Source organism: Nonlabens sp. Hel1_33_55 (genome assembly GCF_900101765.1).
Classification (GTDB): Bacteria; Bacteroidota; Bacteroidia; order Flavobacteriales; family Flavobacteriaceae; genus Nonlabens.
Genome location: NZ_LT627735.1, coordinates 352613 through 368086, shown reverse-complemented (window position 1 = coordinate 368086; position 15474 = coordinate 352613). Strand labels below are relative to the sequence as shown.

The 15474-nt window shown below is 39.7% G+C and carries 16 protein-coding genes; 3 read left to right on the top strand and 13 right to left on the bottom strand.

The genetic code is table 11. The features are described 5' to 3' along the window. Positions 1-110: 110 nt before the first annotated feature. Together lpdA and BLO34_RS01665 are read right to left on the bottom strand one after the other, a co-directional pair. Entirely contained in the window at positions 111-1511 is a 1401-nt protein-coding gene (lpdA, locus tag BLO34_RS01670; protein ID WP_090752017.1) for a dihydrolipoyl dehydrogenase, read from the bottom strand. A 50-nt stretch (positions 1512-1561) separates the two neighbouring features. Continuing rightward, positions 1562-2887, bottom strand: coding sequence for an NAD(P)/FAD-dependent oxidoreductase (locus BLO34_RS01665; protein ID WP_090756352.1), 1326 nt, complete (start codon positions 2885-2887; stop codon positions 1562-1564). Positions 2888-3008: 121 nt separating this feature from the next. Between BLO34_RS01665 and BLO34_RS01660 the strand changes: the two genes are divergently transcribed. Together BLO34_RS01660 and BLO34_RS01655 are read left to right on the top strand one after the other, a co-directional pair. Beyond that, positions 3009-3503 carry an RNA polymerase sigma factor gene (locus BLO34_RS01660; RefSeq protein ID WP_090752015.1) on the top strand — a complete coding sequence of 165 codons (495 nt, stop codon included), beginning with the start codon at positions 3009-3011 and terminating at the stop codon, positions 3501-3503. 2 nt (positions 3504-3505) lie between these two features. Beyond that, positions 3506-4147, top strand: coding sequence for a hypothetical protein (locus tag BLO34_RS01655; RefSeq protein WP_090752014.1), 642 nt, complete (start codon positions 3506-3508; stop codon positions 4145-4147). A 148-nt stretch (positions 4148-4295) separates the two neighbouring features. Here the strand turns inward: BLO34_RS01655 and BLO34_RS01650 are convergent, their stop codons facing one another. The 7 genes from BLO34_RS01650 to BLO34_RS01620 form a co-directional block, all read right to left on the bottom strand. Then, entirely contained in the window at positions 4296-4766 is a 471-nt protein-coding gene (locus BLO34_RS01650) for a hypothetical protein (protein WP_090752012.1), read from the bottom strand. A gap of 73 nt (positions 4767-4839) precedes the next feature. Further along, complete coding sequence (locus BLO34_RS01645) at positions 4840-5559, bottom strand: 3-ketoacyl-ACP reductase (protein WP_090752011.1); 720 nt, start codon at positions 5557-5559, stop codon at positions 4840-4842. Between the two features lie 40 nt (positions 5560-5599). Next, positions 5600-6697 carry an L-dopachrome tautomerase-related protein gene (locus BLO34_RS01640; protein ID WP_090752009.1) on the bottom strand — a complete coding sequence of 366 codons (1098 nt, stop codon included), beginning with the start codon at positions 6695-6697 and terminating at the stop codon, positions 5600-5602. Between the two features lie 259 nt (positions 6698-6956). After that, a complete protein-coding gene (locus BLO34_RS01635) occupies positions 6957-8399 on the bottom strand; it encodes a TolC family protein (protein WP_197672892.1) in 1443 nt (480 codons plus the stop codon). Position 8400: 1 nt separating this feature from the next. Then, on the bottom strand, positions 8401-9759 hold the full coding sequence (locus BLO34_RS01630; RefSeq protein WP_090752006.1) for an HlyD family secretion protein: 1359 nt from the start codon (positions 9757-9759) through the stop codon (positions 8401-8403). A 2-nt stretch (positions 9760-9761) separates the two neighbouring features. Further along, positions 9762-11441, bottom strand: coding sequence for a peptidase domain-containing ABC transporter (locus BLO34_RS01625; RefSeq protein WP_090752005.1), 1680 nt, complete (start codon positions 11439-11441; stop codon positions 9762-9764). After that, on the bottom strand, positions 11438-12115 hold the full coding sequence (locus tag BLO34_RS01620; RefSeq protein ID WP_090752003.1) for a TetR/AcrR family transcriptional regulator: 678 nt from the start codon (positions 12113-12115) through the stop codon (positions 11438-11440). The genes BLO34_RS01625 and BLO34_RS01620 overlap by 4 nt, the downstream gene beginning before the upstream one ends. 145 nt (positions 12116-12260) lie before the next feature. Between BLO34_RS01620 and BLO34_RS01615 the strand changes: the two genes are divergently transcribed. Further along, complete coding sequence (locus tag BLO34_RS01615) at positions 12261-12935, top strand: M24 family metallopeptidase (RefSeq protein ID WP_090752001.1); 675 nt, start codon at positions 12261-12263, stop codon at positions 12933-12935. Positions 12936-12998: 63 nt separating this feature from the next. Here BLO34_RS01615 and BLO34_RS01610 read toward each other — a convergent pair whose 3' ends face one another. Genes BLO34_RS01610 through BLO34_RS01595 form a run of 4 tightly spaced genes read right to left on the bottom strand, consistent with a single transcriptional unit; the run spans position 12999 to position 15460 of the window. Then, entirely contained in the window at positions 12999-13274 is a 276-nt protein-coding gene (locus BLO34_RS01610; protein WP_090756351.1) for an ATP-dependent Clp protease adaptor ClpS, read from the bottom strand. Positions 13275-13334: 60 nt separating this feature from the next. Further along, a complete protein-coding gene (gene prmA / locus BLO34_RS01605) occupies positions 13335-14183 on the bottom strand; it encodes a 50S ribosomal protein L11 methyltransferase (RefSeq protein ID WP_090751999.1) in 849 nt (282 codons plus the stop codon). Then, positions 14184-14936, bottom strand: coding sequence for a triose-phosphate isomerase (tpiA, locus tag BLO34_RS01600; RefSeq protein WP_090751998.1), 753 nt, complete (start codon positions 14934-14936; stop codon positions 14184-14186). It abuts the gene before it with no gap. Continuing rightward, a complete protein-coding gene (locus BLO34_RS01595) occupies positions 14933-15460 on the bottom strand; it encodes a hypothetical protein (RefSeq protein ID WP_090751996.1) in 528 nt (175 codons plus the stop codon). Before BLO34_RS01595 ends, tpiA begins: the two co-directional genes overlap by 4 nt. Between the last annotated feature and the right edge of the window lie 14 nt (positions 15461-15474).

Sequence of the window (15474 nt, the reverse complement as noted above, 5' to 3'; positions counted from 1 at the left end):
TTCAGTTTTGAAACGACTGTTAAAGAAACCGTAAAGTGACTTTTGAAAATGGCTATAACAAGCTAGCCAGCTTCTAAAGCTGGCTAGTGAATTTGATTTAATAGTGTCTATTATATGTGTAATGCGCGATCCTCAGTAGCGGCAAGAGCTGCTTCCTTCACGGCTTCGGCATACGTTGGGTGTGCATGTGACATGCGTGCGATATCTTCTGCACTGGCACGGTATTCCATCGCGGTTACGGCCTCTGCAATAAGGTCTGCAACACGAGCACCAATCATGTGAACTCCTAACACTTCATCGGTTGTTTTGTCTGCGAGGATCTTAATTAATCCATCTGTATCGCCAGATGCTCTGGAACGACCCAAAGCACGCATAGGAAACTGACCTGATTTGTATTCAACACCAGCTTCTTTAAGCTCTTCTTCTGTTTTTCCAACGCTGGCAACTTCTGGCCAGGTGTAGATAACATTAGGTATCAAATTGTAATTGACGTGTGGTTTTTGACCTGCCAGAGTTTCGGCTACAAAAACACCTTCTTCTTCTGCCTTGTGAGCGAGCATGATACCACGAACTACATCACCAATAGCATAGATGTTATCGACGTTGGTTTTCATGTGCTCATCCACTTCTACCTGTCCACGCTCGTTGATCTTGATACCAGCAGCGGTAGCATTAAGTTTATCAGTATAAGGACGGCGTCCCACAGAAACTAAAACATAGTCTCCTTTGAATTCTACTTCTTCTCCTTTTTTATTTTTGGCGGTAACTGTTACTTCATCACCGTTGCGTTCCACTTTATTAACCGCATGAGAAAGATGAAATTTCACACCTTGCTTTTTCATCACCTTCATTAATTCTTTAGAAAGTGAACTGTCCATTGCTGCTGCAATGCGATCGAGATATTCTATTACAGTAACCTCAGCACCTAATCTTCTATATACCTGACCTAATTCCAAACCAATAACCCCACCACCAATGATGATCATGTGTTTAGGTATTTCCTTAAGTTTTAAAGCCTCAGTAGAAGTGATAACTCTTTCCTTATCTAGGGTAATGAATGGTAAATTAGCCGGTTTAGATCCAGTTGCAACAATTATATTTTTTGCCTCGATAGTTTGCTCTTTCTCACCATCGATCTTGATATGAGTAGCATCTACAAAAGAACCCATTCCCGTAAATACATCAATCTCATTCTTCTTCATCAAATAAGCCACACCATCACAAGTTTGAGAAACAACGCTTGCCTTGCGGGCAATCATTTTTTCAAAATTGATCTTGATATCGCCAGGTATTTCAATACCATGTTCTTCAAAATGCTTTGTTGCATCTTCATAATGGTGAGAAGAATCTAGCAAAGCTTTAGATGGAATACAACCTACATTTAAACAAGTTCCTCCTAGGGTATCATATTTTTCAATGATGGCTGTTTTCATGCCTAATTGTGCGCAACGAATTGCCGCCACATATCCACCTGGTCCAGAACCTATTACTGCTACGTCATATGTACTCATAACTCTATTTTCTATGTGTTAAAAAGGATTGCAAAGATAGGAAAGGCATATTAGATTGTAGGCTCTTCTTCCTGCATTTCACTAACTGATTTAGGCATCTTGATGCGCTTGTGATAAGGTCTGATGATAAGCCGTGCCGCACGATCAAAATTGAAATAGTTATACGTCCAATTCAAGAATACCACAATCCTGTTGCGTACGCCAACCAAGAAGTATAAATGAACGCCTAACCAAGCAAACCAGGCTGGAAAACCACCTAAGGTATACTTTCCAATATCTGCTACAGCGCGATTTCTTCCTACTGTGGCCATTGATCCTTTATCAAAATAGCTGAATGGTTTCATTTCTTTACCTTCAGCCATGCGAATCAAATTTTTTGCAAGATTATTTCCTTGCTGGATAGCTGGCTGTGCCACTTGTGGGTGACCATGAGGGAAATCATCTGTTTTCATTAGGGCGATATCTCCTACGGCATACACGTTTGAAGTTCCTTCCACTTTATTGAAAAGATCCACTTTGAGCCTGTTTCCTTTTTCGGTAATCATGGAATCTGCAAAACCAGTGGGATGTGCACCTGTGACACCAGCGCTCCAGATAAAAGTAGCCGTTTCTAATTCCATACCACTTTTAGTAGTCACTATATCATCTTCATAATTGGTGACCATTTCTTCTAGGTGAATCTGAACTCCTAATTCCTTTAAATACTTATAGGCTTTTAAAGAAGCCTTGTTACTGAATGGTGGCAACACCTGATCTGCTCCATCCAATAAATGGATCTCCATGAAATCTGGATTGAGATCTGGATAATCATTTTTTAAAACTCCGTTTTTGAACTCGGCAAAGGCTCCTGAAAGTTCCACACCTGTTGGTCCAGCACCAGACATCACGATACGCATGAGTTTCTTTTGCTCTTGGACATCGTCCGTAATGGTGGCCTTTTCAAGATTTTGAAGCATGAGACTTCTTATATCTAAGGCTTCTGGCACAGACTTCATGGAAAGTGCGTTCTCCTCAATTTTATCGTTCCCGAAGAAATTGGTTTTGGTTCCCGTGGCAAGGATCAAATGATCATAATCAATCTCTCCTATGCTTGTGGTAATGGAATTTTTTTCAAGATTGACTTTCTCGACTTCTGCCATTCTGAACAAGTAATCGTGCGTTTCATCTACGATGCTTCTCAACGGGAAAGCGATTGAATCTGGCTCCAAGCCGCTGGTCGCAACCTGATATAAAAGTGGTTGAAAGGTGTGATAATTATGCCGATCTACTAATACGACTTGAAATTTGTGCTCTGTTAGCTTTCGCGAAAGCGTAACACCTCCAAAACCGCCACCTATAATAACGACTCTGGGATTTTGACTAGCAGGAATCTGCATGGTTGGATTTTTTATAAAATTAACCCACGATGACCAATATCGACCTGCGCTTAACAATCTTTTCATAACCTTGTAACACAAAGTAATATTGAGATACTAATCCTTTAACCAAACCCAACCAGTGAGTTCTCAACTAGAAAAGGAATTTGTTGAACAGTTAGAAACGAACCAGAATATTGTCCATAAAATCTGTAGGCTCTACACGGACAATCAAGATGCTCACAACGACCTGTTTCAAGAAGTAACGATACAATTATGGAAGGCTTATCCCAAATTTAGGGGTGATTCAAAATTTTCAACATGGATGTATAGGGTTGCCCTAAATACGGCAATCACTTTATATCGTAAGTCTAAACGACGTGTGCAAACGCAGCGTTACGAGACGGTTGAATTCAAAATTGAAGACACCACTGAGGATGATGAAACGATGGAGCAGCTCACCTTACTGTACGGTGCCGTAAAGCAATTGAATGACATTGATAAGGCGCTGGTGTTTCTATATCTAGAAGATAAAAATTATCGAGAAATAGCAGAAACATTAGGAATAAGTGAAGTAAATGCCAGAGTGAAAATGAATAGGATCAAGACTAAATTAACGAACATTATAAATCCATAATCATGGATCAATTAGATATATTAAAATCAAAATGGCAGTCGCAAAAAAGCGATTATCCATCCTATACTGCAGAGCAGTTGACGTTATTACTGGCTAAAAAATCCAGTAGCATCGTAAAGTGGATTTTTTACATAGGTATAGGTGAGTTTGTGTTATTGACTCTTTTCAACATTTTTTACATGGATGGAGAAAATGTTCAACCGTTTGTTTCGGCTTTAGGTGAGCCTCTATATTACGGTTCCTATGCTTTTAGTTACGCAGTGGTCCTTTTCTTTATTTACAGATTTTGGATGAATTATAAGAGTATCTCTGCAGATCAACCAGCGCGTAAATTGATGAAGAACATCTTGAAAACCAGACGCACCATGAAGTGGTACATATGGTACAATCTTATCTTTATTATGATCTTTGGGATTGTAGGAGCCGTAATGATTTTATTTAATTCTCCCGAATTCTCAGAGGTCATTAATTCTGCAGAATTTCAAGAGCATAAAGTAAGGTTTATGGCTGGCTACATCACAGTAATGGTACTGTTCTTTGCCATTTTCTGTGCTCTTATCTATGGAGTATACAGTCTGATTTATGGAATTCTCTTGAAAAGGCTCAAAAGGAATTATGAAGAGTTGAAGAAGATGGAGGTTTAAAATGGGTATGATCATTAATAAAGCTTGATCTGTATTATTAATCACTGCCATTTCATTTTTGTACCACAGACTTATCTATTCTTAATCAATAAGCAGGAACTTAATAGCCTGACGCGCTTTATTATGCCTTTAAATTATTTCATACGACCTATTCTGGCTTGTAGTTCAACGTATTACCACGCGGTACATAACTTAAACTAAGTAGGTTTTCATTGTATTCTAACAGAGCATATTCCAATGTTTCATTTGAATTACTGATCGTCAAATAGGTAATCATCGCTGCATCAGGATCTGTTTCATTAACAGGCTTTCTTTCCACCTTATAATCATAAACATCTCTGGGGCTTTGGTCTGTTCCTTTGTAGAACATGATCCATTTGTCGTCACGTATTTCAATGCCTGAATTTGCATCTTCTGTACTTATCCACCTACCATTCTCGAAGTTTACGATAGAGTCATCTTCTTCATCATCTGCCGTTGAAGACATTTCTACTGGTGATGTAATTTCTTCTTTGGTGGACTCTTGGTCAACCTCTGACTTTTGATTGGTATTGCATGCTGCCGTAATTAGAATGATGATGATCAAAGTGCTAATCTTAAATAAAAATGATTTTTTCATGGTTTTAAATTGCCTTAAACAAGAGTTTAATAAGTGAGATTGATATAAATTAAAAAAATGTATTCTAAAACCGCTATGGGTTTGTTGACCATAAAGCTGCGCTCTTCATCATGGCGCGACGTGGTAACTTCAATCCAGCGACAATAAGTTGTGCAAAATCTTCTGGCTGTAAAACGCTGTCTTCTGAGTCCTTATCTGCTATTCCTAATTCCACCGTCATATCTGTTGCGATCGTACTAGGAGTTAGCGTGCATACTCTAATATTTTCTTTACGAACTTCTTTCATCAAAGATTCTGACATGCCAATTACAGCAAATTTTGATGCCGAGTAAGCAGATGTATTGGCATTACCAGAAAGTCCAGCGGTAGAACTTACATTGATAATATCGCCCTCGTTTTTATCGATAAGGTGTGGCAAAACTTCTTTAGTCATGTAATACATTCCCATCACGTTGGTCTGTATAATCTGTGACCACTGCTCAACTTCCATATCTTGAAAGCTACCGAATGCCGCGATTCCCGCATTATTCACAAGAATATCAACAGATCCCAATTTACCTATAAGATTAGCAACACTATTTTTCACTTCTTGATAATTGCTTACATCAAATGCAGCGTAATGCGCCTTAACTCCTAGCTGCTCCAACTCTTTCACGGTTTCTTGCAAGGCAGTTTCATCTCTTCCAGTCACCGCTACATCTATACCTTCTTTTGCAAAAGCAATAGCTGTTGCTTTACCTAATCCTCTACTGCCACCGGTAATAATGGCTTTCTTATTTTTAAGATGACTCATATTTAATTTTAAAATTTATTAATTAATTCTGCCTAAGACTCTATTGGACAGGCAATGGCGTTTTATTTAGAGTAAACGTCATATCTGAAATATCACCAGTCGCTTCATTGATTCTGGAATTGGTGTAGTATAATTCGTTGTTATAGATACTAAAGGTATCTGCCCAGCGTACTTGATCGCCTTCTAATAATGTTTGGATCGAACCATCTGGTTTTCTGTATTGGATTTTATTGTTCTCTAAATCGGCAAAATAGAGGTTGCCTTTGCTGTCTAGGATCATACCATCTGGAGCTCCAGTTTTATCTTCAAAAACAACGCTGTTTTCAATAGCTTTCTTGCTTTTTGTCAATAAAGAATCTGTAGGTATTGAGTATAAACTATAAGCCGTTAGAGCATGATAATACAAGCGACCATTGACCGCATCTAGAGCAATTCCATCAGAATTGATAAATCCTTCCCATTTATTATTATCAAAAGTTAGATAGGATTGTTCTGCTTTTGTGGATTGATGTTCGTTCAAAATTCTTCTGGAGTTTCCAGTCTCACGATCCAATACGATCAATCCCGCATGACCAGAATCAGTCAGATAGATCAAATTTTTGATAGGATCAATTCTCAAATCATTGATATAGGAATCTGGGTAATAAACAGCATCGTCTAAGATGTAAGTCTTTTTCAACTCGTCTGATTCTAGATCAAAAACGTAAATGCGTGGTGCATCCAGCACTTCTTGAAATTTCACGCTTCTTGTATCGATCACGTACAACTCGTTTTCAAAAGCCACAACAGATTGAACTCCTACGAATTGATCTGACGCTGTGGGTTGGCCAATTTCCCAACTATTCCAAGAGTCGTTAGGAAAACTTTGAAGCGATTGATCTGCCTTGATTTCAACAACAGAATTTTCAACGCCTTCACGCCATCTAGGGAAATTGACAAATGTGCGTCCATCACTCGCTACGGTGACACCAGTAACTTGTTGACCTTTAAAACTTGCTACTTGAGTAACTGATTGTGAAATCGAATCTGCAGGTTGGAACTCTTCTTTTTCAGTATTAGAGGTATTCGTCTCTTTACAAGATATAATGGTTACTAAAAGTACAAATACGGCAAAAAGATTTTTAAGTAAGTTGGTCATGGGTTGGATTTTCAAAAAATAAAGGAAGCATCACGAAAAGGATAATCGCTTACCAAATAATTAAATCCAAAGTTAGAAAGCGACAAACCTTTACGATCCTAAACCCTTCATAAATCTAACAAAGCAATGTCCAGATGATAAACAGCGTTCAATCTTGCTAGGTCTGTATGGTAAACGCTTTCGCGAAAGCGAGATCATTCACCCGTATTCCTGCAACTAGTAGCAAAAATTGAAAAAAATCCAGAATAAGAACAGGCACTTACAAATTCTCTGGCAAGATCACTAGACTCCTGAACAATGCCGCTTTTGCCTCGAACAACTTCTTTTGAACTTCCAGTTGTTTCAATTGGGCCTCTATGAACTTAACTTCCCGTGTATTGATTAGAAAAAGAGAACTGTCACCTAATTCGAATTTGCGCACTTCTCCATTGAGTAAAGTGGCGGTTCCATCAGTTAGTGATGTGGCGATGTCCAATTGCCGATTGTAACCATCCAACTCTGCAAAAACTGAAACTACTTTGTTGCGCAACATCAAGGTCTCTGACTGTAGGCCGTATCGCGCATCTGCAATCTTGATTTTGGCAAGACGCAGATCGCCACGTTCCTTACGGGTAAAAATGGGATAGGCAAAGGTCAATCCAGCTTTATAGTTTTCCTGAGTGATGGTATTGAATTGATCATAATCTGCTGTAATGAAATTATAATCCACGGCGATTTTAGGTAGTAGTTTGTTAGCCTTTAGTTGCCTATCAACATCCAACTGGTCCAGTTTGAAGTTGAGCGCCTGTATTTTAGGGTGATTCTCAATATTGAATTCTGACAGGTTAGTTCCCAGCAATCCCAGGGTCACATCAATAGAAATATTGAGGTCTTGCTGTGGTATCACTGTAGGCTGTAATTTAACCGGGACACCATCCAGCCATAAATAGTTGGATAGTTGTAAACGGCTTTTTATTTCATTTACTCGTGCCTGTTCCAGACCTAACAATCTGTTCTGGGTTGCCACGCCGGCCTCAACCGTATCAATAGCAGCGACATCACCAGCACGTGCACTAATGATAACGCCTCGCTCTCTAATGATTGCAGCGTCTAAAATGTCAATGTAAACTTCTACTTCTTTAGTCGCTCGCCACCATTCAAAATAAGCCGTCGACGCCTCATACAAAATCTCGTTGACAGCAAGATCCCGTTGCGCCGCATTTTGTTGCTCAAACAATCGTGCCTTGCGCAAGGTTGCCATACGTTCATTAATCCATAAACCTTGGCCTAAATTCACTTGAACTCCTGCACTGTAAAGACCATCTTCTGGAACGGTAAGAGAAGGATCCAGGAACTCACCTTGATTACGTTCTGCTCCAGCTTTGAACTCAACTCCATACCATGTCGGAATCTTGAAAACTCCAGATAACTCGTCGTAATATTCCGTACCCTTGAAATCCTTGCGGCGGTAATCGACTTCAATTTTTGGATCAAAACCACCTCGCGCACGCAGTAAATTTGCCTGACCTTCATCAAGCAAAAGTTCCGCTTGCTTAGCAACTGGATGATGACGTTTAACGTAACCTAAATATTCAGAAAAGCTTAAAACAGTCGTATCCTGAATGATTTGTGTAGGTGGTTGTTGATGAGTTCGCTTTCGCGAAAGCGAGCTAGCATCCACCTGCATCACTAACAAAAAGCCTATCAATAGTGTGAACCTCATTCTATTTTTTGGTTTTTAGAACGCCATTGGCATTTTCTGGTTGGTAGTAATTTGCCGGGAAACCATTAAGCTGACGCCACAACTCGTACCACACGGGAACATCATCCAGCAAGGCTATAGTGTAGGCACCAGAACCTGGTCGCAAGGCATCTGGCCACTCGTGATCCTCATCTTCATCTGGTGCGAGCAACACTCTGTATTTACCATTAGGGCTGATAAAAGTTTCCACGGCGACAATCTCTGCACCATAGGTACCGTAACTGGCATTAGGCCATCCTGAAAACACAATCGCTGGCCATCCATCAAACTGTACGCGCACTTTCTCACCCACATAAAGCAATGGCAAGTCCAGCGGGTCTGCATAGGTTTCTACAGCAAGGTCATAATTTGCTGGCATGATATTGACTAATGGTTCACCTTCTTTAAAAGTTTCACCTAGTCCAGCAACTATTGCTTTATTGATATAACCATCCTGAGGTGCAACTATGAAAAGCATGCCACTACGTATGCTATAGTTACTACGATCATTTTCCAGTTTACTTACCTGCGCGGCCACATCGAGCTGGGCAGATTCTGCACTGAATCGATCGCTTTGAGTTTTGGCAATTTTCTCTGCATATTCCTGCTGCAATCTGTTGATGTCAATCCTTGCATTGATGACTTCATTACGGCTTTTCAAGAGCTTCTGTTCTTGAGAAATAAGTTTTGCTTGAGTTTCCTGTAGTTTCAAACGCTTTTGTTCCACATCAACTACAGACTTAAGACCTTCCTCCTGCAAGGTTTGTTCCCGAACCAGCTGTCGTTGTGCAATTTCTATATTAGTGCGTGCGGCTTGTAGGTCAATGCTATCACTAGTAACTTGAAATCTCGCTTGCTCAATTTTATTCTGCGATTGCTCCAGTTTGAGACGCAGCTCTGATGCTAGAGCACCAGTCTGTTGATTAAGTGCATTAATCTTTTGGCCGTATGCGTTAACGCTGCTGTTTTTAGCATTGATCTGTTCGCCAGTACGCTCTACAAGTAAAGGATCGAAATATTCGCTTTTGACCTCGCTTATCTGTAATATGGTATCTCCTTTTCTTACCCTATCACCTTCACGCACAAACCATTGTTCCAACCTACCTGGAATAGGCGATTGTAATGTTTGTGGTCGCTGTGCTGGAGTCAAGGTCGTTACCGATCCATTCCCTGTCACCGTTTGAGTCCACGGCATAAAGAGAATAATGATCAACACTATAGAGAATCCCGTGAGAAATCTATTGAAATATTCAAAATGCGTTCTATTAAGCACTCGTTTACCAGCGGAATATTCATTGAGATCCAGCCTGTCGATGAGTTTATTTTCTGAAATATTCAACATGATTAGATCGTTTTATCTGTTATGATTCTACCGTTTTCAAGCGATACTATTCTACTACAATGATCCAACCATCGTGAGCTCTGGCTCACGACTACAATAGACCATCCATTTGATGGATCTGTCAGGAACTTCATGATGCGATCGCTTTCTTCTGGTTCAAATTGATCTAAAGGATCTTTGAGTATCAACATTTTAGGCTTCCTCACGATGCTGCGCGCAAGGACAATTTTCTTACCAACGGTATAACTTATTTGTTTTCCCTCAGGATAAATAAGTGTGGCTAGACCTAGTGGTAATAATTTGAGGTAAGGTAGCAGCCCAACTTTTTCCATGGCCCAATAAATATCCTCATCAGAGATATTAGTATCACCAAAGGTGATATTATCTCGCAAGGTTCCTTCAAACGGAGTTTCTTCAGCCATGGATTGACCTATATTGGATCTGTAATAATTGAGATTTACTCCGCGTAAGTTGGTGTTGTTTAGATATACATTTCCTTCTGTAGGTTCAATGATTCCTGCAATAAGTCGCAGCAAGGTAGATTTACCGCTACCATTGGGACCATTGATCACAACGGAGCAGTTTTCTTTCAGCTTCAGGGAAATGTGATTCAAAATTGGAGCGGTGCGATGTTCTACGGTATAGGTAACATCCTCAAGTTCCACACTGAAGTTCTCTTCTGCTTTAAAAGGTTTCTCACCTATGCCTGACTCCATTTCTTTATCTACAACTTCACCCAGCTTCTCCAGTGATGTTAGCATATCATAAAAAGATTCCAGCCCTGAAATTACTTTTTCCACAGCGCCTATAATGATAAGGATAATCAACTCTGCAGCTACAAACTGTCCAATGTTCATCTCTTGATTAAGTACAAGAAAACCACCAATGATCAGCAATCCAGCGGTAACCAGTACCTTGAAACCTATCAATTGTATCGCCTGAACTATCAATACCTTAAAGTGACTCTCACGATACTCTAAATATTCTGTAGTGAGTATATTGTTGCGGTCTACTGCATGTGATGTGCTACCAGAAAGCTTGAAACTAATTATGGATCTGGCTACTTCTTGCAACCAGTGCGCTACCTTGTATTTACTCTTGGACTCTTGAAGACTTGTTTTTAATCCTTTGTCTGCTGTAAACTTGAAAAGGATAAAACCCAAAGCCAACAACAGCATTCCGTAGGCAATAAAAAATGGATGGTAGAAGGATAATAGTATCAGTCCAAAAATGATCTGTAAAATTGCCGTAGGATAATCTACCAAAAGTTTTGAAAGGCTTTTCTGGATCGTTAGTGTATCAAAAAAACGATTGGCCAACTCTGGCGGATAATTATTGCGCAGCTCGCTCATCTTAATTTTGGGAAAGCGGTAGGCAAACTCAAACGATGATCTCGTGAATATCTTTTGCTGGACATTCTCTGTAATTCTAATTTGCATGAGCTGTAAAACACCTCCAAAGGCAACTCCTAAGGTCACTACTACCACAAGCAATATCCACGATGTGGTAATCTGGGCACCTTGAATCAAGTTGATAATTGCCTGTATTCCCAATGGTAGGGACAGACCAACTAGACCAGCAAAAATTGCGTAATAAAAAATTTGATAAACATCTCGTTTATCCAGCTCCAGCATTCTAGTCAAGCGCTGCCATGCGGTCAGAATATTCTTGTCTTTTTTCATGAAGGATTTACTGTAAGGTGAATAAGATTTAGGAAGTAGTCTGTAGGTGTGACCTTTTGATTACAGTCCGTTAAGGCTTTAAAATGTCGTTTGAGAAAATGCTGATGTAAAGAACCTTCTATAATAGTACTACTCAAACTTGCGGCATACTCATAATTAGGGTTTACGCTAGTAATCATGTCTCTCAATCGCAACACCAGTCGCTTGTATATAGCGAAATAACCGTTTTTGTTCTCTTCGTCTACTTCCTTTGTCAAATAGGATTTTGAATATTCCTCTACTACAATCTTACTCAAGGTAACCTCGTCCACATGACCAAAGTTCATATCCTGAACAACTTCCCGAGTCAGAATGGACACACCAGTTTCCAGCCTTGCTACGGGATCTGCAATGGTCATCGTTTTAATAATAAGTTGGTATTCCATCCAGCTCCAGTACCATGAAGTGAGGTACAACAGCAACTTGTGTTTATTTTCAAAATATCTATAAATGGAGCTTTCATTACTACCTATCTCCTTTCCCAGCTTGCGAAATGTAAATTGCTCAAAGCCCATCTCATGAATCATTTGTATGCTATGCTGCACAATCCTACGACCCAAATCTGAAGATTCAGGATCTTTGAGAAAAATCATCTCGTTAATTTCTACCTTCAAATTCTTCAGTAGCGTGTCCATAAGTTATTTCTAGTTTGCGAAAGTAATAGTATTACTATTAACTAATAATATTATTAGTTTTATTTAACAACTGTGGATATTAGAGAGGACTTTTTTGTGATCGCTTTCGCGAAAACTAACTGCATTTTATCTCTATTTTTATTCAATGATCAATACGTTAGAAAAATTAAATCTTGCAGAAAAAAAGGCGGCGCAACTGTTTCAGGAAATTGAGAAGCGGTCGATTATTAAAGCTGGAATTACCGAAAAACAAATCAATACCCACGTTTTTGAACTAGCCGAAGAGTTATTTGGCATCAAAAAATACTGGCATAAAAGAATCGTACGCGCTGGTGAGAACACCTTGCATCCTTATGATGAGAATCCACCTGATCTAACTGTTAAGGAAGATGATATCGTGTTTCTGGATTTTGGACCAATCCTGGAAGAATGGGAAGCAGACTATGGACGCACGTACGTTTTAGGGCACGACAGAACTAAAAAACGACTAGCTGACGACAGCGAGCGTCTATGGTATATTGCTCAAAAATATGCTCTTGAGAATCCTGGAATAACAGGATCACAGCTTTATCAGTATTGCACAGATCTTGCGAAAGATGCAGGATGGGAATTTGGTGGACCTATCGCTGGACACTTGATTGGACATTTCCCACATGAACAACTCGATGGTGAGGAAAAGACCAATTATATTCATCCAGAAAATCACATCCCGTTGAATCAATTGGATCAATCAGGCAATCCCAGACACTGGATTATTGAGATCCATCTTGTTGATCGGGATAAAAAAATAGGCTCCTTTTTTGAGCAACTGGCAATGTAGCTTTTTATAAAAAAAAATAACCATCGATGTTGCGATGGTTATATCTTGTAATTCTTATATTTTCTACTGAATCTCTGCAGTAAGACCAGCTTCCAACAACATAGAGCATCTAGGTTCTAGGTCACTGTATTCACCGGTTTTCACGTTACATTTTCCTTTATAATGCACAATTAGACTGCATTGTTCTGCTTGAATCGCTGTGTGGTCACAAGCCTCAACAAGCATATCTATAACGTGGTCAAAGGTATTGACCTCATCATTGAAAAGGACGATCTTGTTCTCGACTTTTTCAGCTACCTCGATATCCAGTTCTGGAAGTTCCTGTGTGTACGTACTCATTTTCATAATGGTACAAAATTAAAAAATGTTGTTGTTCTATGAAATTGCTTTAACTCAAATTTACTTTTTAAGGAAGATAGGAGCTATCCAGTTGTCTTTTTTCCTGTGGCTCAAATACTCCATTCCAGCCTGTAGACAAGCGCTTTTAATGGCTTCTAGATCTTCTTCATAAAAACCGCTAAGTAACAATTTGCCTCCTGATGAAAGGCATTTGGCATAAGTGGGAATATCGGTTAACAGTATATTGCGATTGATGTTTGCGATGATGATGTCATAGTATTTGTCCTGCAACACCTCTGCACCACCCAGAATCACCTCAACTTTATCTGCGTTGTTGCGTTGCACATTTTCTAGCGCATTCTCATAACACCAGGTATCAATATCGACAGCATCTACGGCAACAGCACCTCGCATTTGAGCTAGAATAGCGAGGACACCAGTACCACTTCCCATATCAAGAACTTTTGTATCTGTAAAGTCCAATTCCAGAAGGTGCTCCATCATCATATACGTTGTCTGATGATGACCAGTCCCGAAACTCATTTTTGGCTCAATCACGATATCATAATCAACATCGTGCTTCTCGTGAAATGGTGCTCTTACTTCACAGCGATCGTCCACCATGATGGGTTCAAAGTTCGATTCCCATTCATGATTCCAGTTCGTTGGTGGTATTTCCGCTTTCGCGAAAGCGATATCAACAAAATCATTTTGCAGGATTTCCAGATCGTTCAAGATAGTATCATGATCCAGATCCTTTTGAACATATGCCAGCAAACCATTGTCAGTTTCCATGAAACTCTCAAATCCAATGGCACCCAGTTGCGCTGCAAGTACATCATTCCAAGGCTCCAAAGGAGTTACCGTGAATGTATATTCTACATACAGCTGATCTGTCACTTTTGACATCTAAAAAGCTTTTGCAATGGCAATAAAGGAGTCTGCATCAAGCGACGCACCACCTACTAGACCACCATCAACGTCTGGTTGTGCAAATATTTCTTGAGCATTTGCAGGTTTTACACTACCGCCGTAAAGGATACTCAACTTATCTGCCGTTTTATCGCCGTACTTATCTGCAATAAATTTTCTTATATGATGGTGCATTTCTTGAGCTTGATCTGGACTTGCAGTCTCACCGGTTCCTATTGCCCAAACTGGCTCATAGGCAACGACTATCTGTTTCCATTCCTTAGAAGATAGGTCAAAAAGAGCCTTCTCAATCTGGTCTGTTACTGTTTTGAAGTGGTTGCCCGTATTGCGTTGGTCTAGGTGTTCCCCACAACAAAACACAACGCGCATACCTTTATCAATGGCAGCTTTAGTCTTTTGTGCTAGGTCCTTATCTGTTTCAAGAAATACATCACGACGTTCTGAATGACCTAGAATAACAGTCTTGATTCCAACGCTTTGTAGCATATCAATAGAGACCTCGCCTGTAAAAGCACCATTCTCATGTTGTGATACATTCTGCGCAATGACCTCAATAGGTGTGTCCAGTGAATCATTGAAAGCGGCGTATAAAAATGGATGTGATGGTGCGATCATCACTTCACAATCCAACTGCTCTGGCAATTGCTTCTTGATGTTTGAAATAAGTTCTTGCGTCATGGGAAGATCGCAATTCATCTTCCAGTTTCCTGCTAGTATATTGTTTCTCATAATTTTATTTTTTGCATCACGGTAGTTGGTATTAATCTATCCATCACATTTTTGAGCGATGGCTCGATGACCAAAAATTTCCATGAGTCTGTTGAATTTGATTTTATAGCGATAGCTTTTTTGAGGTTATTGATCATGAAAACCTCTTGCTTATTGTCAAAGCTGATGGTTGAATCTGGTAATGATTCATTGAGCATATCCACGATGAACTTTGTGGTAGAATCTCTGGATTGTTCATCATCTGTGGCGTCAAACAGATTGATATATTGCAGGTCAAATTTCTGACGAAACTCAAACGGAATGTATGATTCATCGCCGTCGATAATTTTACTGTCTACACTGGTTATTTCTACTGCGTTAATCTTGACCTTTGTATCTGCGCTTTCAAAGGTTTGCTTCATTTGTTGAACCAGTTTTTCCTTATTATACACATCAAACAATTGGTCTGGCATGTAGCTCGTTGCCTGAGTGTATTGCCTGCTTTTAAGTGCGCTGGCATACTTAGCAAAATCAGCTTTCAACATAGCTTCGTCGCTTT

What these genes read in the sequence shown, in the direction of transcription:
- lpdA (WP_090752017.1), bottom strand. Translation starts at nt 1,511, where the DNA reads ATGAGTACATATGACGTAGCAGTAATAGGTTCTGGACCAGGTGGATAT.
- BLO34_RS01665 (WP_090756352.1), bottom strand. Translation starts at nt 2,887, where the DNA reads ATGCAGATTCCTGCTAGTCAAAATCCCAGAGTCGTTATTATAGGTGGC.
- BLO34_RS01655 (WP_090752014.1), top strand. Translation starts at nt 3,506, where the DNA reads ATGGATCAATTAGATATATTAAAATCAAAATGGCAGTCGCAAAAAAGC.
- BLO34_RS01650 (WP_090752012.1), bottom strand. Translation starts at nt 4,766, where the DNA reads ATGAAAAAATCATTTTTATTTAAGATTAGCACTTTGATCATCATCATT.
- BLO34_RS01645 (WP_090752011.1), bottom strand. Translation starts at nt 5,559, where the DNA reads ATGAGTCATCTTAAAAATAAGAAAGCCATTATTACCGGTGGCAGTAGA.
- BLO34_RS01640 (WP_090752009.1), bottom strand. Translation starts at nt 6,697, where the DNA reads ATGACCAACTTACTTAAAAATCTTTTTGCCGTATTTGTACTTTTAGTA.
- BLO34_RS01635 (WP_197672892.1), bottom strand. Translation starts at nt 8,399, where the DNA reads ATGAGGTTCACACTATTGATAGGCTTTTTGTTAGTGATGCAGGTGGAT.
- BLO34_RS01630 (WP_090752006.1), bottom strand. Translation starts at nt 9,759, where the DNA reads ATGTTGAATATTTCAGAAAATAAACTCATCGACAGGCTGGATCTCAAT.
- BLO34_RS01625 (WP_090752005.1), bottom strand. Translation starts at nt 11,441, where the DNA reads ATGAAAAAAGACAAGAATATTCTGACCGCATGGCAGCGCTTGACTAGA.
- BLO34_RS01620 (WP_090752003.1), bottom strand. Translation starts at nt 12,115, where the DNA reads ATGGACACGCTACTGAAGAATTTGAAGGTAGAAATTAACGAGATGATT.
- BLO34_RS01615 (WP_090752001.1), top strand. Translation starts at nt 12,261, where the DNA reads ATGATCAATACGTTAGAAAAATTAAATCTTGCAGAAAAAAAGGCGGCG.
- BLO34_RS01610 (WP_090756351.1), bottom strand. Translation starts at nt 13,274, where the DNA reads ATGAGTACGTACACACAGGAACTTCCAGAACTGGATATCGAGGTAGCT.
- prmA (WP_090751999.1), bottom strand. Translation starts at nt 14,183, where the DNA reads ATGTCAAAAGTGACAGATCAGCTGTATGTAGAATATACATTCACGGTA.
- tpiA (WP_090751998.1), bottom strand. Translation starts at nt 14,936, where the DNA reads ATGAGAAACAATATACTAGCAGGAAACTGGAAGATGAATTGCGATCTT.
- BLO34_RS01595 (WP_090751996.1), bottom strand. Translation starts at nt 15,460, where the DNA reads ATGTTGAAAGCTGATTTTGCTAAGTATGCCAGCGCACTTAAAAGCAGG.